Source organism: Fischerella sp. PCC 9605, from assembly GCF_000517105.1.
GTDB lineage: Bacteria > Cyanobacteriota > Cyanobacteriia > Cyanobacteriales > Nostocaceae > PCC9605.
This window is the reverse complement of the sequence record NZ_KI912151.1, coordinates 102,272-126,900: the sequence shown is the minus strand read 5'-3', so window position 1 is coordinate 126,900 and position 24,629 is coordinate 102,272. Positions and strand designations below refer to the sequence as shown.

Annotated in this window: 24 protein-coding genes and 1 pseudogene; 10 read left to right on the top strand and 15 right to left on the bottom strand. The window is 42.5% G+C overall.

The genetic code is table 11. The annotated features are described in order from the left end of the window. Positions 1-102: 102 nt before the first annotated feature. Entirely contained in the window at positions 103-699 is a 597-nt protein-coding gene (locus FIS9605_RS0125615) for a cupredoxin domain-containing protein (RefSeq protein WP_026735128.1), read from the top strand. A gap of 201 nt (positions 700-900) precedes the next feature. Here the strand turns inward: FIS9605_RS0125615 and FIS9605_RS0125610 are convergent, their stop codons facing one another. Further along, positions 901-1,140: a hypothetical protein gene (locus tag FIS9605_RS0125610; protein ID WP_026735127.1), complete on the bottom strand. Its 240-nt coding sequence runs from the start codon at positions 1,138-1,140 to the stop codon at positions 901-903. Positions 1,141-1,725: 585 nt separating this feature from the next. Here FIS9605_RS0125610 and FIS9605_RS43090 point away from each other — a divergent pair. The 4 genes from FIS9605_RS43090 (at position 1,726) to FIS9605_RS38190 (ending at position 6,954) form a co-directional block, all read left to right on the top strand. Then, complete coding sequence (locus tag FIS9605_RS43090) at positions 1,726-2,421, top strand: YIP1 family protein (protein WP_026735126.1); 696 nt, start codon at positions 1,726-1,728, stop codon at positions 2,419-2,421. Positions 2,422-2,423: 2 nt separating this feature from the next. Beyond that, positions 2,424-5,300, top strand: coding sequence for a CAAX protease (locus tag FIS9605_RS0125600; RefSeq protein ID WP_231510463.1), 2,877 nt, complete (start codon positions 2,424-2,426; stop codon positions 5,298-5,300). Positions 5,301-5,317: 17 nt separating this feature from the next. Continuing rightward, positions 5,318-5,920 carry a DUF3611 family protein gene (locus FIS9605_RS0125595; RefSeq protein ID WP_026735124.1) on the top strand — a complete coding sequence of 201 codons (603 nt, stop codon included), beginning with the start codon at positions 5,318-5,320 and terminating at the stop codon, positions 5,918-5,920. 278 nt (positions 5,921-6,198) lie between these two features. Continuing rightward, positions 6,199-6,954 (top strand): hypothetical protein, encoded by a 756-nt coding sequence (locus FIS9605_RS38190; RefSeq protein ID WP_051470143.1) that lies wholly within the window; start codon positions 6,199-6,201, stop codon positions 6,952-6,954. Between the two features lie 24 nt (positions 6,955-6,978). Here the strand turns inward: FIS9605_RS38190 and FIS9605_RS0125585 are convergent, their stop codons facing one another. Beyond that, complete coding sequence (locus tag FIS9605_RS0125585; protein WP_035140236.1) at positions 6,979-7,638, bottom strand: hypothetical protein; 660 nt, start codon at positions 7,636-7,638, stop codon at positions 6,979-6,981. Positions 7,639-7,669: 31 nt separating this feature from the next. Then, positions 7,670-7,990: a hypothetical protein gene (locus tag FIS9605_RS0125580; RefSeq protein ID WP_026735122.1), complete on the bottom strand. Its 321-nt coding sequence runs from the start codon at positions 7,988-7,990 to the stop codon at positions 7,670-7,672. A 541-nt stretch (positions 7,991-8,531) separates the two neighbouring features. On the opposite strand from FIS9605_RS0125580, the gene FIS9605_RS0125575 reads away from it, so the two are divergent. Continuing rightward, entirely contained in the window at positions 8,532-9,155 is a 624-nt protein-coding gene (locus FIS9605_RS0125575) for a superoxide dismutase family protein (protein ID WP_026735121.1), read from the top strand. Continuing rightward, positions 9,156-9,299 carry a hypothetical protein gene (locus tag FIS9605_RS43085; protein WP_155960536.1) on the top strand — a complete coding sequence of 48 codons (144 nt, stop codon included), beginning with the start codon at positions 9,156-9,158 and terminating at the stop codon, positions 9,297-9,299. A 240-nt stretch (positions 9,300-9,539) separates the two neighbouring features. Here the strand turns inward: FIS9605_RS43085 and FIS9605_RS0125570 are convergent, their stop codons facing one another. Beyond that, the gene (locus tag FIS9605_RS0125570; RefSeq protein WP_026735120.1) at positions 9,540-11,456 is read right to left on the bottom strand and encodes a transketolase C-terminal domain-containing protein; all 1,917 of its coding nucleotides are present in this window, start codon (positions 11,454-11,456) and stop codon (positions 9,540-9,542) included. A 296-nt stretch (positions 11,457-11,752) separates the two neighbouring features. After that, on the bottom strand, positions 11,753-11,884 hold the full coding sequence (locus FIS9605_RS46185) for a hypothetical protein (RefSeq protein ID WP_269321070.1): 132 nt from the start codon (positions 11,882-11,884) through the stop codon (positions 11,753-11,755). Between the two features lie 128 nt (positions 11,885-12,012). Here FIS9605_RS46185 and FIS9605_RS0125560 point away from each other — a divergent pair, with 128 nt between their 5' ends. After that, positions 12,013-12,897 carry a YihY/virulence factor BrkB family protein gene (locus tag FIS9605_RS0125560; protein ID WP_026735119.1) on the top strand — a complete coding sequence of 295 codons (885 nt, stop codon included), beginning with the start codon at positions 12,013-12,015 and terminating at the stop codon, positions 12,895-12,897. Between the two features lie 840 nt (positions 12,898-13,737). Here the strand turns inward: FIS9605_RS0125560 and FIS9605_RS0125555 are convergent. The 8 genes and pseudogenes from FIS9605_RS0125555 to FIS9605_RS0125520 all read right to left on the bottom strand — a co-directional run bounded on the left by FIS9605_RS0125555 (position 13,738) and on the right by FIS9605_RS0125520 (position 20,266). Beyond that, on the bottom strand, positions 13,738-14,076 hold the full coding sequence (locus FIS9605_RS0125555) for a cupin domain-containing protein (RefSeq protein WP_026735118.1): 339 nt from the start codon (positions 14,074-14,076) through the stop codon (positions 13,738-13,740). An 82-nt stretch (positions 14,077-14,158) separates the two neighbouring features. After that, entirely contained in the window at positions 14,159-14,737 is a 579-nt protein-coding gene (locus FIS9605_RS0125550; RefSeq protein WP_026735117.1) for an HdeD family acid-resistance protein, read from the bottom strand. Continuing rightward, entirely contained in the window at positions 14,734-15,903 is a 1,170-nt protein-coding gene (locus tag FIS9605_RS0125545) for a zinc-dependent alcohol dehydrogenase (protein WP_026735116.1), read from the bottom strand. Before FIS9605_RS0125545 ends, FIS9605_RS0125550 begins: the two co-directional genes overlap by 4 nt. 110 nt (positions 15,904-16,013) lie before the next feature. Then, positions 16,014-16,484, bottom strand: coding sequence for a DUF6658 family protein (locus FIS9605_RS38185; RefSeq protein ID WP_035140233.1), 471 nt, complete (start codon positions 16,482-16,484; stop codon positions 16,014-16,016). Positions 16,485-16,576: 92 nt separating this feature from the next. Further along, positions 16,577-17,745: pseudogene (locus tag FIS9605_RS38180) on the bottom strand (zinc-dependent alcohol dehydrogenase). A 76-nt stretch (positions 17,746-17,821) separates the two neighbouring features. Continuing rightward, positions 17,822-18,520 (bottom strand): SRPBCC family protein, encoded by a 699-nt coding sequence (locus tag FIS9605_RS0125530; RefSeq protein ID WP_026735115.1) that lies wholly within the window; start codon positions 18,518-18,520, stop codon positions 17,822-17,824. A gap of 135 nt (positions 18,521-18,655) precedes the next feature. Beyond that, entirely contained in the window at positions 18,656-19,747 is a 1,092-nt protein-coding gene (locus tag FIS9605_RS0125525) for a DJ-1/PfpI/YhbO family deglycase/protease (protein WP_026735114.1), read from the bottom strand. A gap of 117 nt (positions 19,748-19,864) precedes the next feature. Continuing rightward, on the bottom strand, positions 19,865-20,266 hold the full coding sequence (locus FIS9605_RS0125520; protein WP_026735113.1) for a DUF2267 domain-containing protein: 402 nt from the start codon (positions 20,264-20,266) through the stop codon (positions 19,865-19,867). 582 nt (positions 20,267-20,848) lie between these two features. Here FIS9605_RS0125520 and FIS9605_RS0125515 point away from each other — a divergent pair. Continuing rightward, positions 20,849-21,325, top strand: coding sequence for a DUF6335 family protein (locus FIS9605_RS0125515; RefSeq protein WP_026735112.1), 477 nt, complete (start codon positions 20,849-20,851; stop codon positions 21,323-21,325). A 126-nt stretch (positions 21,326-21,451) separates the two neighbouring features. On the opposite strand, the gene FIS9605_RS0125510 is transcribed toward FIS9605_RS0125515, so the two are convergent. After that, positions 21,452-22,327 (bottom strand): SDR family NAD(P)-dependent oxidoreductase, encoded by an 876-nt coding sequence (locus tag FIS9605_RS0125510; protein WP_026735111.1) that lies wholly within the window; start codon positions 22,325-22,327, stop codon positions 21,452-21,454. 223 nt (positions 22,328-22,550) lie between these two features. Between FIS9605_RS0125510 and FIS9605_RS0125505 the strand changes: the two genes are divergently transcribed. Beyond that, a complete protein-coding gene (locus FIS9605_RS0125505; RefSeq protein WP_026735110.1) occupies positions 22,551-23,042 on the top strand; it encodes an orange carotenoid protein N-terminal domain-containing protein in 492 nt (163 codons plus the stop codon). Positions 23,043-23,176: 134 nt separating this feature from the next. Here the strand turns inward: FIS9605_RS0125505 and FIS9605_RS0125500 are convergent, their stop codons facing one another. Further along, entirely contained in the window at positions 23,177-24,346 is a 1,170-nt protein-coding gene (locus tag FIS9605_RS0125500) for an acyltransferase family protein (RefSeq protein ID WP_035140231.1), read from the bottom strand. Positions 24,347-24,629 lie beyond the last annotated feature (283 nt).

The following is a 24,629-nucleotide window of genomic DNA, read 5'->3' as shown; positions in this document are numbered from 1 at the left end:
TTTCGCAACTTTGGTAGGATTTGGATTTTTGCTAGGAGCTATTTCCGGCGCATTAGCATAGCTTGCAATGTAGTTACATTCGCCAACGGAGATGTTTAAATAATGAACAAAATAGCAATCATTGGCAGTGTTGCGAGTTTGGGGTTGGTGTTTGGAATTGCTTCTAACAAAGCAGTTGCACAGATATCCCACGAACATATGCAACCATCTCAAACGAAGCAAACAAGTCAGTTCCGTCGCATCGAACAACCCTTATGGGCAAAAGCAGCTGTTACTGCTGGTGGATTAGGATTGATCGGACTGGAGTTATGGTGGTTTCTGTTGAGTAAGCCAAAATCGCAAAAAGCACAATCAAAGCAGGGTGTTCAGGAGGTAACAATTACCGTTGATGGTGGGTATGAACCAAGCCAAGTTGTGGTTAATGCAGGTCAAAGAGTGCGGCTCAATTTCTACCGCAAAGACCCCAGCAGTTGCCTTGAAGAAGTCCGATTTCCAGATTTTCATATTGCTCAAGAACTACCCCTAAACCAAGTTACTCCGATTGAGTTCACTCCCAACCAACCAGGGACTTACACCTTTACCTGCGGTATGAATATGTTTCGAGGCGAAGTTAAAGTTGAAGCTGGGCAAGTTCAATCTCCAAAGGGGGATGAAATTATGGCAAATACTCAACCACCAATGACAACACGCGTAAACTAGTGGTCTAACGCATCAGAATATGTCTTGCTCAGTTGAAACAGGAATTTACACGTTCTGGAGATAAGTTTCATGAAGATATTGATGAGCGCGATCGCTGCTACCACAACTCTATTATTTGTACAAAGTTGCTCAACATCACCTAATGCTCCTGTCCCATTTTGTTGGTGAGTTAAGGTCACGAGAATTAAGAGCCTCTGGCTCTTACCACCAATCTTGTGAGAGTTCTCCTCGCTCCATTTTCTCTCGGATTAGTGTCGTGACCAAATTGAGTTCTTCCACACTTACTTTTTTGTCAGCCCAAATTGCAGTTCTGATAGTTTGGATCTCTGCTGAGGTAAGCTTACCATCAGCAATAGCCCGCTCAATAACGGCTTTTACTTTTTCGAGTTCCTTGGCTTCCTCGGGTGTAAGTTCTCCAGCATTTGGTCGTTGAATTTCCATATGCCACTTCTCCTGAGTCTAGTTTATAGATTAAGAATGTTAAACATCAAGACCTGATTCAATTTATTTGTAATTAATTGTGTAGATATCTATTTAATTGCAATCCCAATTGTTTAATGACCTCTATTATTTCTTTGCTCTTACATCAGATGTTATCTTTGAAGTTATCAATTACAATCATTTTCAATTAACTTGAATCATATTAATTATGCTTGTATTAATTAAGTATATTATTTTATAATTTTGTAATTGCTTCAATGGCAGATAAGTCAGTTAAGCAAGCGGCTGAGACAATTAACTTTGTAAAATACACACGCAAAGTAAAGCTCTGAGATTGTAATAATTAATTACACACATTGTTTTCCTGTTAAGCGTTCCCTGTCTCCACGAATAAATTTAATTTTGCCCAACTACTTAGTGCAATCTCCATCTATACTGTAGAGTTTGGTGGGGATTATTCATAATTTCTTCAACTAATTTACTTAACTGGCTTATCTGCTATTGAAAATAGCACTCAAAGGTGAAAAGGTTATTGAGCAGATCAAAAATTTGCAATAATTGAGCTGGCTTGTTCACCCATCTACCATGACTGAGACCGCCCTCGACAGATTTTGGGAACTTATATTCGGGGCGATCGCCCTCAACCCCAAAGCGTTTGAATTGATTCAAACCCTGCCCCAAAGTAATAGGGTAGCTTTGTATACATTGCTGCTGGCAGGCTTTTCTCAGGCTATAGGTCAGGCTATTGTGTTGTTTGTCAACCGAGTCAAACCAATTCGCTTTATCCTGAGCTTGTTGATTGCCTCTGTATTATTTGCATTTAGCATTGGGTTTTGGGGCTTGAGTACATGGTTGGTGAGCCGCATACTATTCGATGACAATGTCTCTTTTGGCAGCGTGTGGTCTGCTATGGGGCTTGCTTATGCGCCATTAATATTTAGTTTTTTTATAGCTTTGCCTTATTTGGGTGTGCCAATTCTGGTATTGCTCTCGATTTGGACACTGTTGGCATTTGTGATTGGCTTGCGTGTTGCTCTTGATTTGAGTGCGTGGCAAGCGTTTTGGTGCGTGGCTTTGGGGTGGGTAATATTTCAAATTTTAGAGCGTACCATTGGACGACCAATAGCGGCGATCGGCAAATGGCTATCCAACAAGGCGGCTGGGACACAACTAGTAACAGATATGCGAGGGCTAGAACAACTTCTGCAAACTGGCCCGCAAATTTCCCCCGGCATTTATCGAACTGGCAATAAAGCTGGCAATAACACAGACAAGGGGTGAGTATGATGTGGAAGCGAGTCGCCAAATTTTTGGGTATTTTTTTGATAGCCCTGCTTTTAACTCTACTGTTCCCACCTCTCCGCTATATGTGGATAGTTTCGTACAAAGCTTTGAGTAGTGCGTTTAGTTTGACATTGGATTTGGCACAGATTACTTTGATTGCCATCCTCTTTGTCGGACTTACAGTTCCTTTGGAAGCTTTGGGTTGGTGGGCGGGGTGGTATGGCGATCAAATCGACACCACACTCAACCCAGGTACGCTAGCAGAACCAATCTCACCACAAACAAATGTTGTTCGTTATGTAATTTACCTGGATGGTATCGGTCAGGCTTCATCTCGGTACTTTCCCGATGGTGAAGAGTTTCTCAGCCAATTAGCAGCAGCCTTACCACATAACATCGTAATTATCAGAGGGCTAATTCCCTACTCTGTCCTGAATCGACCCCTCACGGAAGACCGGATGCTGTCGCTTTTTTGGCGTACAGCCGAGCGATTGAGTATGTCTGAACAGCCTGGAATCCTCGGTGCTTTGCTTGCTGTGGCAATTAACATTCGTAACATGTTTGTTGTTACGGTTTCCGCCGATCAACGCTACGGCCCGATTTATAACCAGGGGATGGCGCAGGTAATGTACAACAGTCTGGTTAACTATGGCTATAAACCTGGTAGTGGTGTACCAATTACACTGATTGGTTTTAGTGGTGGTGGCCAGATAGCAATGGGAGCACTCTCGCATCTGAAGCAGGCACTGGCAGCACCAATTGAGGTAATTTCTTTAGCTGGTGTGATAAGTGGAAACACTAATGCTTTGATGGTAGAACACCTCTACCATTTTGTCGGTGAGAAAGACACCGTCGAGTGCCTAGGGCCGATTTTTTTTCCCAAGCGCTGGAAGATCTTCTTTTTGTCCTACTGGAATCGCGCCAAACGCATGGGCAAAATTAGTTTCGCTTCACTTGGGCCTGTTGGTCATAGCGGCCCTGGGGGTGTCTTCGACCTGAAAAAATTATTACCTGATGGTCGCACCCATCTCCAACAGACACTAGAATTAGTCACAAAAATTTTACTAGGGGAATATCACAGCGAGCAAGAAACTGTCAAAGTCAAGCCCAGCAATTACGACCGATATCTGCAAGCAGCGTTTAATCAGCCAGACTACTATCCCTTAACTCCAATGGCACGAGTTTTAACTCAGACAGTACAAACAGACCTTTATCAACCTATCGCTACTTGGATGGGACGGTTGATTTTACCGCCGAAGGAACAACGGCAGTCTGGAGTTTGGTTGGAAATATATCACGCTACTGATAAATATCAATATTTGGTGGGACAGGTCGTAAATTTGCAATGGATTGACAGTCCCATAACCAAAATATCGGTGCAAGCGATTACCAAAGATGTTCACTTTAGTGAAGAAGCAAAATATAGCTACAAACAGGGGTTGATTCTTCCAGTCCGCTTGAATCATTGGCGACAGGTAACACCATTAGAATCTTTGGCAGGTTCAAGACCCAATGATGATGTCATTGTAATGTTACGCGAACCAGTGGAGGTGAAGGATTCCACTTTGTACATCACCAGCGAACCTGTTCAAATTACTGGGCGTTTTTATGGGTTGGTGAAGTTTTTACAACTGGCCACCGTCGGCGGCGAACATTTCCGAGTAGTTCATTTTAATCGCGCTTCCGGTCAGTTTGACGGAGTTGAGGAGATTGTGCGAATGCCCAAGGTACTTCCTTACGAGCAGGAAATTTTCCCCTCAACTAATCACGATATCGAAAAGTCTCCCTTAAATGCAACAGGCTGGTATATTTATGGTGCCAGAGATGCTGCTGGGATGTTTGTAGTCCAGGCAATCACCCCTCGTGTTTTGTTGCAAGTACAACCACAACGGATAATCAATGGTAGAAAGGCAGCGCTTGACTACGTTAAAAAAGAATGCTGGCAGGATATTGTCGATCGCAAAGGACTGATTGAATCTGTTCTTTTGAATACAAAAACTTTAGATATCGACCAGGCAATTTCTGAATGGCGTGAGGGCGATCGCGCTTTGGTTGTCCATGTCTATGGCGGGATTGGCGGCAAAAAACGCGAAGCAGCAGCTAGCAGTTCCATCTACTTTGGTCATTTTGCCTATGGGGTGGCGCGGGTAGTGCGGGAACCTTTAACAGATGAGTTGTGCTTTGATATAGACTATCACCAGGTTTACACTCACAATAGCGATGGACTGATTGCTGGAACATTGCATTGGTCGCGTTATATGGGCGATCGCCAATTTGGCTGGATCGGGATTCGTCCCACTACCAACATTTTGATCAAATTTGCTCCTTTCACCGAAGACTACGATTTTAATGGTGTCAAGCGATCGGCATTGCAGACACTCATTCGTGAATTGGAAATCATGACAGCGCGTTACCGGATTGGTGACGGCACGGGTGTAACTTACGTCGGGCCTGCAAATAACTGTTCCCAAGATTCTAACCAAGCATTATACGCAGCAATTAAAACCATCCAGGTTGCAATTAAATCTAATAATTCTGAGTATCAAGACTGGTTGAAGCACAATCCCGAACAAGTCAGTCGGCTGCAAAAGTTGGAGAAGTTAGGAGAATCTCTGCGGAGGGAACTATTGCCCTTTGGTGTCGCACGGGCTGACTGGCAGAACTCTACTGAAAATCTGGGCAGTTCTCTAGAAGACAGTCCTCTTAAACAACTGTTCACCGGTTTACTAAGTTGGCGAACAATGTTACCTCGCAAAGCCAGCAATACTGTTACCGAAATATTTCTGAAGCAGGGGGCTTCTGTATGGATACTAGCCACCAGTCAAGTAGGTGGCTGCGACCCAGATATTGCAGCGATCGCTCCTATCTCTTTTTAACATCTACTAAATAACCTATGCATAATCTACCCACATCCTCTCATGCACCTAGCGCCAATCGTATCGCTAGTGAGTTTCGCATAGTTGGCTGGATTGGATTCTTTCTCCAGTTAGCGCTGGGCTTGATTCCGATATTTATTGCCGTACCTGTCCTATTTTTTGGTGATTCTCAGCGGCGCATGGCAAACAGATACAGTATGGGTACGTTTTTTGCCTATGCTTGTTTGTTTGTTTTGCTATTCACAATTTATTGGTGTTTTCGCTATACACGATTGTCTAAAAAAATAGATGACCCCTATCTCCGCCCTTCCAAAGCAGAGGTGATTCGAGATATTTGGATCGGGATAATTGCAAATGTTGGTGGAATGATATTTGCAGTCATTGTGATGATGACACAAGTGGGGTTGCTCTTGAATAGAGTGCTATCTTTACCCCAGGGAGCCTCTACTATTTATACCCGAGTTCCAGGTGCTGCGGTTGCAACTCCAGGTTTGCCAATTACTCCCTTACAGATGATGTCAATGCAAGCAATTGTAAATGCGATCGCCGCAGAATTGGTGGGCGTAATTGTTGCTCTTTGGCTGTTGTATCGAATTATGCCCCGTATCTCTTACGAGTAAATGGAGGAATGGAAGATGGGGAGGTGGGGAGATGGGGAGAGATGTAGAGACGCGCCATGGCGCGTCTGGGAGATAGGGAGAATTAAGAATTTAGAATATTCCTTCTGCTTTCTGGCTTTAAGTTTAGATGAACATCAATAACTATGGCAAATTCAATCGTCGGCAACTTTTACTTACCGGAGTTGGTGCAGCAGTTACGAGTGATGCGATCGCTTTTTAGTTTATTGTTCTGGGGTTGAACAGTCTTCAGACAACTTTATGTAAATATATTTGTCACCATGCAATTTGACCCTGCATTCCGGCAACAAGTGCAGTCTGATATTCTGCCACTCTTGGGGCAATTTGAAGAAGCTGTAGCCCTACTTGCCACTCATCGTAAAACTTTGGTTGTGTGGCATCCTCCTGATGAAGTTCATCAACGCATCAATCATTACATAGATATACTCTGGGCAGTTTATGTCAACAAGCTAGATTTGATGTGTCGATCGCTGATTTACACCGCAAACACGCAGAACTTTTTGCTATACGGTGTCATTGGACGAGCCATCATCGAGTACGTGGCCGTTCTGCGGTACTATGTCCAGGAAGAAATGCAGCCACTCATCCAAGCGTCAGACGGTTGGGAAAACGCTCCACTTGCAACTCTATATGAGATACTTGAGCTTTTAGATAAGCATTTGCGTGGAACCCGCTTCAATTGGCAAGAATTTTTCTCTAGCTATGTTAACCAAAATCTATTGCATTACAAACAGCAACCGAGACAAACTCAGGTTAATATCCTGACTTGCCTGGAAACATGGATACGGGAGGAACCAGCGATAGGTAAACTGTACGGTTTGTTTTGCGATTTAGTCCATCCTAATCTAGGTAGTACTTTGATGGTTACTAGAATCTACGATCAAAAAATCGTAGTTGGGGGATCTAGTGGTACATCGTTTGGTATCGAAATTTTTAACTACACTTTTGCTGATTTGTTTAGTGTTTTGAAAACAGCTGTTCCTCTACTGCTGAATTTAAGGAGTTTGAAGTTCTAAAATCAATCGCATCATCATTCCTCCCTACTGGGCTTTAAACGAACTGAGGAACTGATTAAGATTCATCAAGTCTTTAGACCGAGCAAAGACACCATAAACCCTTTGCCCAACTAAGTAAAATCTCAAAACAATCAGCGTTCCATCATTGGTCGATCCCATATATTCCCGGCCTGAATCGCCATTCAGAGAAATTTCCTTACCGTTTTGAGGCAATTTGGTTACACCCAAATCAGCCAAAATACTCTTTGCCAATGCATTTAGTACAGTTTCTCTTTCCTGTCGCACATATTCTGAGGATAAATCGGTATATAAAACTACATATAGTTCGGGGTCGGCATACAAATTTCTAGCCTCAAATTTCTGCCAACTTAGTTGTTTTCCTTGGAATTGGATAGATTGAGACTTCACCAGTGGAGCCATCGGCAGTTGCACCGTGAATTTGCCTGTTTTGGAGATAAAAGGTTGCCACAGAGATGCAGGCTGGAAAGAGTCTAAAAAATGGGTGACGTGAGAAATGTTACCTGAATTTGCAAACAGCGCATATAGGCGTCGTTTGACTAAATACATCCTGAGTGTGGCGATCCGATTATCTCGAATGCTAATAAACTCTTTCCCTGGATATTCGTTTAGTCTAATTTTTCTTCCGTAATTCCTCAGTGTCTTCCAGTTAAATTCTGTTGTCATCAACTTGTTTTTCATACTGTCTAGTAGAGCATTACTTACCGTAACGAATGACATCAAACGACAGGTCAGCATACGCAACGGCGCATACTTCGGAACCGTTGCTGAATTTGGCACCATTCCAGTTGTTGGGGTTGCCAATAATACTAGTAGTGGTAGCTGTCTGCTGTTGAGGTACTCCTGGCATTTGAACGGTAAATTTTCCGCCCTTGGAGGAGAATGATTGCCAATTGCTTTGCGCTACTGAGAAAGCGTGAGCAAAAGTATTTTGTATTCTCCTTTCAATTGCATAAAGCGGTAGTGCAAAACCCCAGGTTGTCATCAAGGCAGATACTGCAATTGATTTAAACCTCATACGTTTAGTTATGAAATTTTGTGGTGAATGTAATTACTACTGACTTAGATTCTGAGAGAATTTATAGAACAAGATTAGTTGAAGCTATGGTTTAGAATACCACGGATAATGTAGTTATCATTATCAAAATATAAAAATATAAATACTTTTGCCTGATTTTCTTAACTGACCGACAAAACAGGCTTAACTGACTTATTTGTCTTGCACTCAAACACTGACTTTACATTTACTTAACATGAGAAAAATATTGTTGCAATCTATACACTCCAATCCCAGATGAGCAGTTTAACTGGCTATCTGGTATGAAATTGAGCAATAAAGTATAAAATTATAGGATTGTTATTTGAGTAAGGTAAATTTAACTAGATAGAACAATTTTTAGAAAGATAATCATTACTTCGGTTTTTTCTCTCTGTTCATCCAAATGTTTTTTGCAACTGCATTGATACAAGAACAACTGAAGGCATTGCCACTTTTTCGGGCATTGCTAAAGCGGAATCTAGAATCTAACTCAAGTTATTTTTTGTTACCGTAGGAGGTCATGGTGATAAAGTTTTCACGATTCAAATCTTTGTTCGTTTTTGGAGTCAGCCTTTGCTTGGTGCTGGTTTGCGGACTTGCATTTGGGCAAGCACATGCGTCAGGCAAATTGCTACGAACACAAGTTCATATAGAGGGTAACGAGATTACTGGCACTCTCATTCTGACCCAGCGAGAGAATAGCCCGGTAAGAATTCGGGGGGCAATTCAAGGTAATCCGGCAATTCTGACTCCTGGTTTGCACGGATTCCACATTCATTCTGTGGGTGTGTGCGATCCTAATGCTCAACCTCCTTTTAGTACGGCTGGTGGTCACTTTGACCCCGGTCCTTTTAGTTCTGAAACTCCTGTTGAGGTGAACCATCCGTACCATCTGGGTGAATTGCCGAACCTGGTAGTAGATGAACAGGGACGTGCAACATACTATGCAATAACCAGTCGAGTTACACTGAGTGATAGTCCCGTCAGCGTGTTTGATGAGAATGGTAGTGCAATTATCATTCACAAGTTACCAGACCTACAAAAAGCGGGCGGAACAGCGGCAGATGCAGGCGGGCCACGGATAGGCTGTGGGGTCATCTCTTATAAGGATGAATCTCAGGAGTCAGACAATGATGAAGGGTAAATGCGATCGCGATCGCCTCTAGGTACTACTGGAAGTGCCAGTCATCCTTTCTGCATTGGTGGAGTCATGTTTGGGTTTTGGAACGAAGACTGCACGCAAGAGGTAGTTCACCAGCACCCTAATGACAATAGCCGTTTTGTTTGATCGAGATAAATAAATCAACCTTAGAAAACATAAAATAAACCTCACCCCCAACCCCTCTCCCAATTTGGAAGAGGGGAGGGGGTGAGGGAAGTACTATCTTTGACTCCAACCTAGTATGACTTAACTTAACACTAGTACATGATGGCGGAAATAAAGTTATCATTCCAAATCAACGAAAAGCCTAAATAATAAGCTTTTTGACTTTTGAATGCGTGAATGCGTGACTTCCGCACACTGGTACTAGCCAACTAATTCTTTCACTTTCTTGATGATGCTTTCAGGATCAAGTCCTTGATAGGGGAACTGTTCCCATAAACCGCCACAACCTTCTTTATGAATGCCGAGATGAGCAAACTTTGGTGTGAATCCGCGCTCAAGCAACCAGGAACCAAAGCGGCTACCCAGCCCTGTGCGGCGATTTAGTGCTTCCACAACCAACACAAAAGGCGCTTTACCAACTTTGGCAAGCATTTCTTCATCAATGACGTTGAGTGTAGGCTTGTTGATTAAACCTACGTCAATTCCCTGCTGTTTGAGATGTTCCACAGCATCAAGGGCGCGATACAATGCATCGCCAAAGCTAATAATGTAGCCAGCAGAACCTTCGCGCACGACTTCATCTTTACCAGGGACAAAGGTATAACCTTCGCCATAAAAGTTTTTACCGTTCGCGTCTAGAATTTGCGGTACTTTGGAACGGGTGGAGTAAATAAATCGTAACCCTTGGTCAAAGAACACTGCTTCAACGCAGGCTTTCATTTGGCCAGCATCAGCCGGGAAGTAAAGCCGTGTTTCGTAGCCGTCATCTAGCCCGTTGTCGGCAAACATATTGTTCAGACCAAAATGGCAGGTATTGTCTGCCATATCGTCCACACCGCAGTGAGAGAAGTGGCACAGAACATTGGAGTAGTTTAACCGCGCCATCGTAATTTCGGAAATGCACATTTCCAAAAAGGCGCTGAAAGTACCGAAGATGCCCTGCTTGCCTTTTTCCATACCGAATCCAGCGGCGGCGGAAAAGTTGCCCCGTTCCATAATGCCGGAACTGACAAATATTTCTGGATAGGCATCGTGAATTTTCTTCAGTCCGCAAGAGCCTTCCAGGTCACTATCGATACACATTACCTTTTCCTGGCGCTCGGCTGGACTCATGCGACTGAGAACAGATACTACCGCGTCACCAAACACGTTGCGGTTGGAATCCCATTTCTCGCTTACACCGAGAAAAGTATATGGTAGCTTCGGTTTTTGGATATTCTTGAGGTAATTGACAGCTTCGGTTCGTCCGTGTTTTTCTAGATAAGCGATCGCCTTATCTACTGGGATAACATCATGACCGTGGGTTGAACCCTCTATACCTTCAATCCCCACAGCCATCTTGCGCTTGTTGACGAGAGCAACTGGCCCATCAGTGGTTACTGCTTCACAGATGCGGCGATACAAATCATCCAAATCCTCAGGATTCCCCACATTCACGTTAACTCCGTGACCCGTGAGTGTTTTAGCAACACTAAAACCTGGTAGATATTCGGAAGGATGTCCGGCGATCGTGACATCATTATCGTCGATAATCAGCTTCACGTTGAGATTTTTGGCAACCGCCAAACGTGCTGCTTCTGCATCATTACCTTCTTGTTGCGAACCATCAGAACCAAGGCAGATCACCACCTTGTCTGGATTCGCCATTGCCACCCCGTTAATGTAGGGCCAAATGTGTCCCAGACGCCCAGAGCTAAATTTCACGCCTGGTGTTAATCCTAACTCAGGGTGTCCAGGTAGTTGAGAATGAGCTTCACGATAACGGGCTAGCTGCTCAAAGGGTAAATCGCCGTGCAGAGCAGCCATAAGATACTGGGTAGCAACTCGGTGTCCTGCTTCATCAAAGAAAATCGGCACAAATTTATCTGGTGCGCCTCGGAACAATGCATCTAAGATTACCACCTCTGGTACTGTATCGTAAGGGCCACCAGTATGTCCTCCCACGCCCTTGGCTGCTCCCGTGGCGGTGAAGAAAACAATCGCATCCCGGCACAATTGAATATTGGCTTTTAGCGTCTGACGTTGCTCATCAGTAAGATTTGGGTTGCTAGGGTCTAGTGCCAGTGGCTTATAGGCTGCTAAATCAATCGGAAAGCTACGTTCTGCGACATTAGTCATGGCTGATTTTCCTTGATTATCTGATTGTCATCATAATTGAGAGAGTCAACCAATTTTGGATTTTGGATTTTAGATTTTGGATTTTTTTATAATTGAAATGCGAGTCCGGCGATCGCCACACACAATAAAAAAATTTGTTTGTATAAATAAATAGTCCACAACCTAAAAGAATTACGCCAAAAATAATCAGCGAAAGCACCAAGGATGATAAATTTTCTCCTGTAAAAAAAGTAGAGAAAAAGATAAATAAAACCTTGATAAGGAACGACACGACTTCTAGCGACTTTACTACTGTGTCACGATTCAGCACCAGTTGCAATAGCAGATAAGCTAGTTAAGCAAATATTTTGAGAAACTGCGGTCGCTAAAAATTCCTCTTGCTTGTTACTCCAATCAGGCAGAACATCCAAAAATGCAAATTTTTGCAAGAAATTTCTTCAATGGCTAACAAAAATTGCTGAAATGACTTATTTGCTCTTGCCAGCCAAAACTGACTTTCACAAAGCATACAGTCAGCATAAAATTAGTCAGACTCAGGTTTGATAACCGCCAACATATGCTATCTACTCGCTTTATCCGTTTCTTTCGCCACCTCAACTTTCGGGTTCTCAAACAAGTTATTGACGAGAGTGGCAAACACCGATTATTTGGTCTGGCTGCGGAAATGGCGTATAACAACTTATTAGCCTTGTTTCCAACCCTTGTAGCAATCCTAACTGTAATAGGGATGTTGGAAATTCCTCAAGATAAAGTTGATGCTTTGGCCCAGCAAGTACTGAATCTAGCTCCAGAACAAGTTCCGCTCCTGATTAAGGAATTTGTCGGACAGATACAGTTACCTCAAAGCGGGAAAGTGTTGTATATAAGTTTTATCGTAGCCTTGTGGGTAGCCTCTGGGGCAATTAGTGCTGCGATGAGTGCAATGGATGAGATTTATCAAATTCCACCAAACTTGAAGCGACCATTTTGGAAAGCTAAACTCGTCTCTCTATTATTGACAATTGGAACTATTAGCTTAGTACTGATTGCTTCTTTCTTAGTGTTTATCAGTGACTTAATTGTCGAGCTGGTACAGATTCTTACAGAAGTTCCAGGAACAGCATTTTTATCTGCTTGGACTTTTTTTCGTTGGCTTTTAAGTTTAGCGATAATAGCTTATGCCTTTAGCATTATCTATCGTCACGGGCCTAGTCGATGGCCAGCCGGAACTCCTATAATGCCAGGAGCATTTATCGGAGCCCTGTTATGGGCAGTTGTTTCTAGAATTTTTCGAGTATATGTCTCCAATTTCGCAAATTACAATCTGACTTATGGTGCTTTGAGCGCAGGAATTGTGCTATTGTTGTGGCTTAATTTGAGTTCTTTGGTGATGCTGATTGGTGCAGAGTTAAATGTAACCGTCGGAAAGGTAATGCGATCGCAAAAGGAGAAGATGTTTTAATTCATTGACTAGCTGAAATTATACAATTTTGGATTTAATGTTTTGGATTGTGGAAGAGTTACATAATAAGCTTTTCGAGCATCCCTCGATTACAATTATTTTTCCAATTGGTATTAATTATTTATTTTCATTGCCGAGCATCGTAAAATGAAATCTTAATAGAAGTTGTATTTTTGGTAGAAAATTTTTAGTAGTGATTATATTGATTTAGATAAATCACGATTTGTAATGAGCGTATTTATCGCTCAACAATTGGAAGAGAGTTCATAAATGAGTTACTACGATTTTGATAAGCATTTCTGGTCTTCAAAGCAAGTTTGTTGTCAATCGAAAATACCAAACTTACCGAAAAAAATAAATAGAAAAATTACTCGCAAGACTGTACTAACCGGAATTTTGAGCATAGTATGTGTTGTTGTCTGGACAAAAGTGCTACTCAATTACAAAGTTGCCTCTGCAAATAACAATACTTATGACTCCGATAACCCTTGTATTATGTTCAAACGTGAACCATTTCGTATTTATTGTTCTCTTCCACAACAGTGACAAGTAATATCGTGCCCGCTTGAATACTTATAATGTTACCTAAGTTGGTAATGGGTAATAATAAACCAGCCCTTTGGTGGTGGGTGAAAAATCTGCTTTCATTGCCTGTTTTTCTTTATTCGACTTGGTGTCTTAGTGTCTTGGTGGTTCAAAAAAATTTATTTTTTCACCACATAGACGCGCAGCGGCTTCCCGCAGGGTAGACACCAAGACACTAAGAAAATTTGACGCAGGATGCTCACCCCACAATCATCATCCATAGATTTTGCAACACCAACAGGTAAGAGTACATTACTACTCATCCCGTCCGTGAACTTGAGCAGGCGGACTAGTAGCCTCAACAGCAGTGAATGATTCTAAGATTTTGTAAGTGTGAGAGGCTCCTTTTGGCACTACCCAAGAACTCCCTGGTTCCAGCAAAACCGTTTGACCTTCAATATGCAACTCAGCACGACCTTTAATTACATAACCCACAGTTTCATAATCACGTGTAGTAGTTTCTTTTGGTTCGCCGGGTTGTTCATCTTCCCAAAGGCGCATGGAAACAGATTTGCCGGATGCGAGGTATTTTTCACCGTGTTCACCTTTAGGAGAATAGGCAGAATCTACTTTTTTAACACTTGTGTCAGGCATAGTTTTCTCCTTGGTTAAGATTTAATTTAGAAATAGATAATGGAGACAGATTTGGTTAGCCATATCCATTGTCTATTTGCTTCTAAATAACTGGTGGCCCTGGTGTATTCCAATTTCGCAACCGTAAGCCGAGAATTAATAACATGACGCCAAAGATAATTGCATAAGCGCCAATTACCCAAAGAATTGCCAAAGCACCAGCACCAGGTCTAATTGCTGCTAAAATGCCAAAGAGTACAGAAGCAATACCAGCGATCGCTAGCAGCCATTCATTCTCAATTTCCTTTCGCAACTGGATCGCAGCAATAATTTCCAAAATGCCGGTGACAACAGCCCAAGCAGCAATGAAATAAAGCAGTATCAATGCAGTAATACCTGGCCAAAAGAAGACTAGCAGACCAGCGATAATAGCGATTATGCCCTCAAATACGAGCAACCAGCGATTTTCTTCTGGCTGACGCCTGCTAAACGCTGCTATTAAGGCCAAGATACCGCTAATTAATACAAACAAACCAAACAACCCCACCAGCACAGCAACACTAATTTGTGGCCAGATAAAAACTGCTATACCGAAAAGTATTGCTATCACACCGCGAAATACCAGTGTCCACCAGTTACGTGCTAATAGAGTTGCTATTGTCCTGTTGGAGGGTTGCCTCATGGTTTGAGCACGACTTTGATGCAGTTGTCTTTTTTGTGCTTGAAAATCTCGTAGCCGTGAGGTGCTTGTTCTAGAGGTAACTTGTGAGTAATCACGAATGATGGATCGATTTCGCCTTTCTGGACATGTTCAAGTAAGGGGCGCAAGTACTTGTGGACGTGAGTTTGTCCCATCCTGAATGTTAGACCCTTGTTGAAAGCTGCCCCCATCGGTATTTTGTCTAAGAAGCCACCGTAAACTCCTGGGATAGATACATTACCGCCTTTGCGACACGCAAGTATTACTTGTCGAAGTGCTGTTGGTCGGTCTGTTTCCAAACGCACGGCTTGCTTAACTTTGTCATACAGTCCCATCACATCTGTACTGTGGGCTTCCATTCCCACCGCATCAATCACTGCATCAGGACCGCGACCACCAGTCATTTCTTTGACGGCTTCACCGGGATCGACTTCCTCATAGTTGATAGTTTCCGCACCGCTGTAACTTTCAGCTAAACGCAAGCGTTCGGGTATGCGATCAATGGCGATGACACGTTCCGCACCCAAAAGAAAAGCACTTTTGATGGCAAATTGTCCAACGGGCCCGCAACCCCAAACTGCCACAATATCTCCTGGTTGGATGCGGCAGTTCTCTGCTGCCATGTAACCTGTTGGAAAAATATCGGTCAGAAATAATACTTGTTCATCTGTTAATCCATCAGGGATTTTGAACAAGCCTACATCAGCAAAAGGTACGCGGGCGTACTCTGCTTGTCCTCCTGCGTAACCTCCGAGCATATGTGAGTAGCCAAATAGACCAGCCGGAGAATGCCCCATCAGCTTTTCAGCAATCCATGCATTGGGGTTGGAGTTATCGCACAACGACCACAAATCGCGATTGCAGAAAAAGCAATTACCGCAGGAAATTGTAAAGGGAACGACGACGCGATCGCCTACTTTGATATTGTTTACTCCACTGCCAATTTCAACGACTTCCCCCATAAATTCATGACCGAGGATATCGCCCTTTTCCATCGTAGGGATGAAGCCGTCGTAAAGATGCAGATCAGAACCGCAAATTGCCGTTGAGGTAATTTTAATAATGGCATCACGAGGGTTCAGAATTTTTGGATCTGGCACTGTTTCGACTCGAACATCATTGGCGCCTTGCCAGCAAACTGCTTTCATAAGTCAAGGTTAATAGTTAAGAGTCAATAGTCAATAAATTATTAGGGCGCAAGGCTTTGCGCCCTTACAAAATCAAGAATCAAGAGTCTTTCTTGTCTTCTTATTTATGCTTATTTGTCGAGCGTATTTTGGTAATAATCTGGGTTTTGGAAAGAACGCTGCTGATTTTGTGGTTGATTTTGTTGTCCAGTGATTGACTCAACTGTCTCTTCAATTTTTTCTTTGGTTGATTTCAAGAAGTCTTTTGTAGCTTGAGGTGGTTCTTCATCAAGATTGAGTTTTTCTCGAACATTTTCAGCCGTTTTGCTGAGTCCTTGTTTCGCATCTTCAGCAGTATTGCTTAGCTTCTGTCTGGCATTTTCAATTTGTCGATCGCCTCGAATATTTACGTCTCTATCAACAACATTTTCGTCGGGTGTACCTTTGTAATAATACCCGTATGGTGATTTCACAGTTTCGTCAGCTTGGGCTGGCAGTACATTACTAAATGCCTGCATCACGAAAATTGTCAATCCTGCTAGAAAAACTGTCAGAATTTGACGCAGACGCAAATTTTTCAGCACAGAAATTATTTTATTCATAACGATTCTCCTTCATCTGTATGTTGTTTGTTAGTAGTTAGTGGTTAGTAGTTAGTGGATAACAACTAACTACTAACCACTAACCAAGCCTTTTATGGTTTCAGCAGAACTTTGATACAGTTATCTTTTTTATGTTTGAAGATTTCAAAGCCCTGCTTCGCTTCTTCTAGAGGTAAGCGATGGGTGAAAACTTGGGATGGGTCGATTTCGCCTTCTAAGACATAATTCAGCAACTTGGGCATGTATTTCTGACCGAACATTTGTCCCATTCTGAAGGTCAAACCTTTATTGAAAGCTGCGCCCATTGGGATTTTATCTACAAAGCCGCCATAAACTCCCATGATTGAGAGAGTGCCACCCTTGCGACAAGCAACCATCATTTGTCGCAGCACATGAGGGCGATCGCTTTCCAGTCGTACAGTCTGCTTGGCTTCGTCGTAGAATCCTTCTAGACCTGTGCCGTGGGCTTCTAGTCCAACTGCATCAATACAGGCATCGGGGCCGCGTCCACCTGTCATTTCTTTGAGGCTTCGCCAGCATCTATTTCCTCATAGTTGATAGTTTCTGCTTTGGCGAAATCTCTTGCCATTTGTAGGCGTTCGGGAACTCGGTCGATGCCAATCACACGTTCTGCGCCCAACATATAGGCACTACGCATGGTAAACAATCCCACTGGCCCGCAACCCCAAACGGCTACAATATCTCCGGGTTGAATATCGCACATATCCGCCCCCATGTAGCCCGTAGGAAAGGCGTCGGAAATGGGGAGCAGTTTTTCATCTGGAATATCTTGCGGTACTTTGACAGCACCAAAATCAGCGAATGGCACGCGCACGTATTCGGCAAAAGCTCCTGCATAGCCACCGAAGGCGTGAGAGTAGCCAAAAATACCCGAAGTGCCAAACCCGTAGAGTTTGTCTTGCATCCAGGCGTTGGGGTTGGAGTTATCGCACAGCGACCACATTTGATTTTGGCAAAAATGGCATTGACCGCAGCCGATAATTGAAGAGACAACTACGCGATCGCCTTTTTGCAATTGCTTTACTTCACTGCCAATATCAACTATTTCTCCCATGAATTCGTGACCAATAATGTCACCCGGTTGCATTGTAGGGATGTAACCATCGTGGATGTGCAAGTCAGAACCGCAGATAGTCGCTGATGTCACCTTGAGAATGGCATCACGCGGATTGAGTATTTTTGGGTCAGGAACCGTCTCTAGGCGCACATCATTTGCACCGTGCCAGCAAACTGCTTTCATAAGTTATGAGTCATTTGTCATTAGTTATTGGTAATAGGAAATAAGTAATATTCTTTTCCATTCCCCTAACCCTCTATTACCCATTACCTTTTGGTTGCCCTTCTGTTGTGGCAATTTCGCCTGCTTCCATCAGCATTTTGAAACGGCGTAATTCATCGCCAATTTGCTGTTCTGGTTCTTCACCAAAGAGTTTGGCTATGGCAGCACCCAACGCTCCGCCTGGTGGGTTATATTCCATGACAACCTTGACTTCAGTACCGCGATCGCCAGGCGCTTTTGTGAAGCGGACAAATCCAGAGTTATCAACATCTGCTCCTTCCACAGATGCCCAAGAAATAAACTCGTTTTCCCGATCTTCTAAGATGTCTGCATCCCATTCCACACTTTGACCTAGGGGCGCATTGGCAATCCAGTGCGATCTTTTGTCGTTATACACCTTCACATGTTTGAGATGCTTCATAAACTTGGGCAGATTCTCAAAGTTATGCCAAAAGCGGTAAAGTTCATCTGCCGGTTTATTAATAGTTACTGTCTTTTCCACTTTGATAGCTTGGTTCATTCCTACTGCTTCCTGCACTTGCTTAATAGTGCTTTGTTTGGTTGCACCCTGATAAATCAAACCGCCACCAGCCAATGCCATCAACACCCCTCGAAGCGAGCGTTGTCTCAAACCCATTAACACCATTGCACTACCACCAATTAAAGAAGCCCAACGTTCGCCTTCACCAGCTTCATTTTGGCTGCTATCCAACCGATCTCCTGATGTTGATGCCACTTTCCTATCTCCTTGACTTCAAAAAAAACGAACCATTTGCAACGGATGACCTAGGGCATAACAGAATATTGTGGATAGCTTGCCTTTTAATAGAGTTAATTCATCCGTTGCTATTGTGGTTCGTTCTCCAAAGACCTACATAGACACAGCTGTACCTGTAGTAGGTTTAGCAGGTTTTACTTCTGCACCCATCCGCACTCGATAAAGCTCTACCAGACGCTGTTCGTACATCAAGAGGTCTTTGTAGATTTCTGTGAAAATCCTAGTTGATACTGGATCGGTGAGTGCCGCCATCAAGTTGCCGATGTCACCGATACCAGTTTGTAGGTCGCCTAAAGCACTACGTAACTGATAAATATCATCACTACCTGTGAAGGTAGTTTTTACTTTGGCATACTTATCAGCGATATTTGCGGCTAAAGAAGGCTTTTCACCCAGTTCACTGAGCCGCGCTTCCAATCTTTGGATGTGGCGCTGTCTCACCGGAATCATCTCTTGGAACAGAGATTTTATTTGTGGATCTGATTCTTTTTCGATGTACTTATCTAATGCTTCTAGTGCATAGCGCTCACCAGCCAAAGCAGTATTTAAAGCTTTGACAATATCACCTTTGGTAGAACCACCCCAAGCATCAGCCAATTTCCACCATTCGGCAGTTGTGTCATTTTCATTGGGCAATGCAGCTTCTTTACCACCGTAACCCAAACGGCTCAATATAGCTGTGGTAAATATAGCTAAGTCTCCAGGTTGACGAGATGTAATCAAATTCCCGTCAATAACCAGCGGCTCATCTATATAATTAGCACCAGCGTTAATCATGTCTTTGCGAATTGCCATAAAGCCAGTGGCTTGTTTACCTTTGAGCAAGTCGCCCTCAATCAAAACTTGGGGGCCATGACAAACCGCAGCGACTAACTTCCCTTGCTGCATGGCATCTTGTACAAAACCTACTGTATTGGGGTTCCGCCGCATTTTATCCGGAGCCATGCCACCAGGAACGATCACAGCATCAAATTCAGAGGCTATTGCTTCTGTTGTTGTACCATCGGGTTGCATGGAAAGTTTACCGCGCTTTCCGTGATATTTTTCATTCATTCGGGAACCGAGAACTATTACTTCCATTCCCGCTTGTTTTAGCGCATTGTATGGTACTTGAAATTCTACATCCTCTACATCATTTTCAATGAGGATGGCTATTTTTTTCTTGCTGGAATTGTTAAGTGCCATTGAATTACCTTGTTTTTTCTAATAGTTTGATAGTGATTGTGTGAATAATTAGTGTTAATTGTGAGTCATGAATTATGCGTTGTTAATTTCCAACTCACAATTCATAATTCATAACCTTTATGAAGGTACTTCGCTAGTTGGTGGCATTGGAAATAGTTCTGCGTAATCGTCGGAAAAATTACTGTATAAATCAGCAAATTCACCAGGTGTCACAGCATCTTCTAGGACTGCGAATACAGAACGGACGTGCATTGCCGCAGCAGTTGGTTCTACACCCTCCTTTTGACTCACTCGTGAGATAAACTCTTGCATTGAGAATGCTTGACCTGTTTCACCTTCTCTTCCGCGCAAGCATTCTGCTAATTCCTCTGGCAACTGTGCAGCTAAATCTTTTGCTTCATCACCCACAATTCGTTCTCTAATTATTTCTAGTGTGGCGCGGGTGGCGCGTTCTGCCTCTTCACGGGTATTTAATTGGGCAACGCTTTGAACGTGTGTAATAAATTCGTCGTATTTCACTTTTCTGCCTCCGCCAAAGATTAAAGAAAATTCAAAATATTGCTCCTTTTTTTAGGTAATTTTAATAATTTAATTATCAAACCTAAAAATTATATTATTATGATTTTTGATATTTCATTTCAAGAAAATAGTTAGGATTTAACTGTTTCTATGTCTTACTAAAAAATTAGCAAAGAGCAGATTTTATAAATCCTAACTTTCTAAAAAATTGACTTGACCATGAACTTAGTTATGATAATATTTTGCTGTTCCAGATTTTATGCTTCTTCACTCACAAGAAATAGTCTATGATGATATTTTGTATACCTTGAGAAATAGATTTTTTGTCTCTATGAAAAAATAGTTATGAGTTATGAAGATTTAAGGTTATTAATAAATTAATTTATACCTTTGTTTCATAACTCATAACTGAGATGAAGTGGCTATAGCGTGGATTCACTCTTACCAGAGTATGCATAAATTTATAACTGCTCTTCGCTCCTAAGGTTGAAATTATTTTCTTTCTAAAGGGATACATCTGTTGGAAGACAACCCCTAGAGAATAAAGCGTTATTGTGAGGATGCAATAAAGGGCAAGTATTTATGGTAGATCCAGACATTCAAAAAGATTATCAAGCTCAAGAGGATTTAGAAGCTCAACTCAACCAAGTAGATCCAGATAAGCAACCTCAGCCTGAGAATTCGCCGTCACAAATTTCAGATTTACCGCAGGAAATTACTGAATCCTACGGCACTGGGGTTAAGGATGAGCCGGGGTATAACGTTGGCGATCGCAAACTGCGCGATCAAATCCGCAAAGATAGACACAGCAGCCCTGAAATCACAGGGGGAGATGTAGATGCGGGTTGGGCACAAGAAGCAGAGGTAGGTGATGAAGCACCTGGTGGCACTGCCCCTACTCCCGATCAAGATATTGTTGATGAAATTGGTGCTGCGGTGGGATTGGAGATGGGCGATCGCGCTTTTCTGCGAACAAACGAAATATTAGAGCAGCGCGACGACAATCGCTGGGAATTAGATCCGATGTCTAGTGATGATTATCAAGAACGAAGGGAGTGAAAATTGGGAATTGGGGATCGGGGATTGGGGATAGGGGATCGGGAATCACCCAGTCCCCTGTCCCTTATCCCTTATTTCCATGCCCGATGCCCATTGCCCATTGCCCATTGCCCGATCCCCCATTGCCTACATGCGTGATTGTGTTTCTTTATTCTCCAGTCCTTCCCGAGAGTGATCGAGGCGCAACTCACCCTTGGGTTCAGAACGCAACCAGAATGGAGTTTCTTTACCCACTGCTCCCTTGGCAACAGTGACGCCACCATCAGCCAACCACAACGCACCAGTCACATAGCTAGCTTCATCAGAAGCAATGAAAGCGTAGACGTTGGCTATTTCTTCTGGTGTACCGCGTCTTCCCATCGGTGTGGCTTCAATGAGTGTTTTTTCCATCTTGGCATTCATTGGCCCCTCTGCTTTGTGTGTCCAAGCGGTGTCAATTGCACCAGGACAAACGCAGTTAGCACGGATGCCATGTTTGGCTTGCTCAACAGCAACACCTTTCATGAAGGAATGCATCCAACCTTTAGTGCCACCATAGGGCGTGTTGTATGCTAAGCCATTAAAGCCTGCTTCAGAACCAGCTGAGATAATGTTACCCCGTGTTTTTTGCAAGTGCGGCAGTGCGTATTTAGTCATCAAAAACGCGGAACGGATGTTCATGCGGATGGTTTCATCAAATACGTCGATGGGGTAGTCGTGAGTTTCGGCTGTGGCGAGAAATACTCCTGCGTTGTTAACCAGAATATCCAACTTACCATAGGCATTAATTGCCGTTTGCACGCAGTTTTGAGCGTGAAACTCCTGGGAAACATCACCCGCATAGGCGATCGCTTTACCACTATAATGTTTAATTTTTTGTACTACGTCTTCAATTGGATCGTCTGCTAACCCATTGACAACTACAGCAGCACCTTCTTTAGCAAATTTATGGGCAATAGCTTCGCCAATGCCAGTACCAGCACCTGTGATAATAGCGACTTTGCCTTCCAAACGTCTATTCATCTTTATCACCCTTGTGGATATTTTGATTGGGAATAGGGAATAGAAAATTGTTAATTATTCATTGCCATTAACCGTTCCCCATTACCTATTCCCGATGTTCCATTCCCCTTTCTAATTGTTCTTCTCTCTGGATGAGATACATCTGTCTTCAGTAGGGTTAAATACCAAATACTGCTTTGATAACTTTGCTAGTGGCGTTAAATAATTGCAATCGGAGTTAAGAATGACATTCACTCAAACTAACGATCCAACTATTCGTGAATACGTACAAAATTTTCAAAATTTACCCGTAGATGAACAACTAGCTTTGTTTTGGTTCATTTACAAAGAAATGGGTGATTCAATTACACCTGCTGCTCCCAATGCCAGTACAGTTTCTCCAAATATTGCTGAAGGTTTGTTCAATCAAGTTAAGGAATTATCCCACGATGAACAATTACAATTACAGCGGGACTTAATTAACAAAGCAGATAACAGATTTACTCGTGAATACGGTTCAATGAGCGACACTACTAAACTGCTGTTTTGGTATCGCCTAGCGCAAGGTATGGAAAACGCTACTATTGTTCCTATGCCTGCTAACTATCAGCTTTCTTCCCAGTCTGAAGAACTCTTCAATAAGATTAAGCAATTAGACTTTGGACAACAAATAACTCTTTTCCGCGATTACGTTTCACCTATGGGTGCTGAACCAAAAGCAGGTGCTGAAGTTTAAAAATTTTCAAATTGGTATGATATTCCGTCATACCAATTCTCTATAAAGAAAAAATTTTAGATTCCTTAACCCCTTTATTAAAGAGGCTCAGCCATGTATTGGCATGTGCTTGCAGATTATGTCTGAAATATATTTCAACTCAACGCATCTTTGACTTTACGCTTTTTGAGGAAACTGGACATAAACGGCCGTTCAAATACTAAGTAAAACAGATAAGCAAATATCAACGAGGCTGTCACACCCAGTATGTACAATGACACTGCATATCTGGTAGGAGACATATGTAGACTCAAAAGAAAGCGACTCACCAATGCTAATACTGGCCCGTGAGTAAGATACAAGCTGTAAGAAAATGTCCCTAGCGCGATCGCCCAAGGATGCTCAAACACCTGGAGAATTCGAGGTAGCTTTTTGCCATTGATCGCTAACTTGGTGCAGTAAATAAATAGACAAGCTGTTGCAATCCCAAAAAGATATTCACTAATCCATATATGCAACCCCAGGCGTCTCCACTCAGTTAAGAAAGCAACAACGGTAAATGCGATCGCCAATTTATCCCAAGGCAGTGAATTTCTTAAGGTAATTAACTTAGGTTTTTGCGAAAATCCAATCTCAGCTGCTGCCATCCCCATAGCAAATACGCCAAGAAACCAAGGACTGGCTGATGTTAACAATCCATTCAAAAGATATAAAGGTGCTAATCCAATTAAAGAAGCGCTAATGACTACTGATAATAAGCCAAAACGCCGCCATATAGGTAGCAATAAAAGTGGAAATAAAAAGTATAACTGCCACTCAGTCGCGACAGTCCATAAAGGTGGGTTAATAGATGCGGAGATATCACCATTAATGTTATGAATTAATAACAGGTGGCAAACTAAATCTCTCAAAGAAAAATAAGGAGAAAAAGGGTGAGCACCTGGTATGTATTCCCATTGAAAAATTGTCAATTTCTCTAGTAATATTATACCGGCAGCTAAAAGAATACAGAGAACAAGAGTAGCATAATAAGCAGGCAAAATTCGCCAAGCTCGCCTTTTAATATAACCTATAAAACCTCCGGAAATAGTATTGTTTTGGGAGCGGATTACCGACAGCATTAATCCATAACCAGAAAGTAGAATAAAAACTACAACACTGATGCGACCATATCTCATCATTAACTGGAAAATTTTCAACCAGAATGGTAATGTCTCTCCTATTGATGGCTCAATATGGACAAATAATATATATATAGCTGCTAGTCCCCGCAAGCCATCTAAATAATGTAAATGCAGTTTTTTATTTTTAATAATTTCCGTCATTCGCTCAATACCTTACCTACTATTTTTTTGCGATCGCCATGTTTTGAATAGCGCCACAGCTATCCTGCTTTTTTAATCAAGCTCAACATTCTTATGACGCTGAAAATGCCGGCTTAATAAGTCAGTAGCAGGAAGTCACCATAATTTTTGACCTCAGTGGAGACGCTATTAAATACAAGTGTTATTCAGTTACAAAATGTAGACGCAAAACAAATAACCTGTTTAAAAACAGAACTTGACAATTTGCTTGAAAGCAAATTTGATCGGAACTATTTAAATTTAT

Coding starts and splice junctions, on each gene's coding strand:
- FIS9605_RS0125555 (WP_026735118.1), bottom strand. CDS start 14,076: ATGCCTGACACAAGTGTTAAAAAAGTAGATTCTGCCTATTCTCCTAAA.
- FIS9605_RS0125550 (WP_026735117.1), bottom strand. CDS start 14,737: ATGAGGCAACCCTCCAACAGGACAATAGCAACTCTATTAGCACGTAAC.
- FIS9605_RS0125500 (WP_035140231.1), bottom strand. CDS start 24,346: ATGACGGAAATTATTAAAAATAAAAAACTGCATTTACATTATTTAGAT.
- FIS9605_RS43090 (WP_026735126.1), top strand. CDS start 1,726: ATGACTGAGACCGCCCTCGACAGATTTTGGGAACTTATATTCGGGGCG.
- FIS9605_RS0125610 (WP_026735127.1), bottom strand. CDS start 1,140: ATGGAAATTCAACGACCAAATGCTGGAGAACTTACACCCGAGGAAGCC.
- FIS9605_RS0125580 (WP_026735122.1), bottom strand. CDS start 7,990: ATGAGGTTTAAATCAATTGCAGTATCTGCCTTGATGACAACCTGGGGT.
- FIS9605_RS43085 (WP_155960536.1), top strand. CDS start 9,156: ATGCGATCGCGATCGCCTCTAGGTACTACTGGAAGTGCCAGTCATCCT.
- FIS9605_RS0125545 (WP_026735116.1), bottom strand. CDS start 15,903: ATGAAAGCAGTTTGCTGGCAAGGCGCCAATGATGTTCGAGTCGAAACA.
- FIS9605_RS0125570 (WP_026735120.1), bottom strand. CDS start 11,456: ATGACTAATGTCGCAGAACGTAGCTTTCCGATTGATTTAGCAGCCTAT.
- FIS9605_RS0125575 (WP_026735121.1), top strand. CDS start 8,532: ATGGTGATAAAGTTTTCACGATTCAAATCTTTGTTCGTTTTTGGAGTC.
- FIS9605_RS0125510 (WP_026735111.1), bottom strand. CDS start 22,327: ATGAATAGACGTTTGGAAGGCAAAGTCGCTATTATCACAGGTGCTGGT.
- FIS9605_RS0125595 (WP_026735124.1), top strand. CDS start 5,318: ATGCATAATCTACCCACATCCTCTCATGCACCTAGCGCCAATCGTATC.
- FIS9605_RS0125515 (WP_026735112.1), top strand. CDS start 20,849: ATGGTAGATCCAGACATTCAAAAAGATTATCAAGCTCAAGAGGATTTA.
- FIS9605_RS0125615 (WP_026735128.1), top strand. CDS start 103: ATGAACAAAATAGCAATCATTGGCAGTGTTGCGAGTTTGGGGTTGGTG.
- FIS9605_RS0125505 (WP_026735110.1), top strand. CDS start 22,551: ATGACATTCACTCAAACTAACGATCCAACTATTCGTGAATACGTACAA.
- FIS9605_RS0125560 (WP_026735119.1), top strand. CDS start 12,013: ATGCTATCTACTCGCTTTATCCGTTTCTTTCGCCACCTCAACTTTCGG.
- FIS9605_RS38185 (WP_035140233.1), bottom strand. CDS start 16,484: ATGAATAAAATAATTTCTGTGCTGAAAAATTTGCGTCTGCGTCAAATT.
- FIS9605_RS38190 (WP_051470143.1), top strand. CDS start 6,199: ATGCAATTTGACCCTGCATTCCGGCAACAAGTGCAGTCTGATATTCTG.
- FIS9605_RS0125525 (WP_026735114.1), bottom strand. CDS start 19,747: ATGGCACTTAACAATTCCAGCAAGAAAAAAATAGCCATCCTCATTGAA.
- FIS9605_RS0125600 (WP_231510463.1), top strand. CDS start 2,424: ATGATGTGGAAGCGAGTCGCCAAATTTTTGGGTATTTTTTTGATAGCC.
- FIS9605_RS0125585 (WP_035140236.1), bottom strand. CDS start 7,638: ATGACAACAGAATTTAACTGGAAGACACTGAGGAATTACGGAAGAAAA.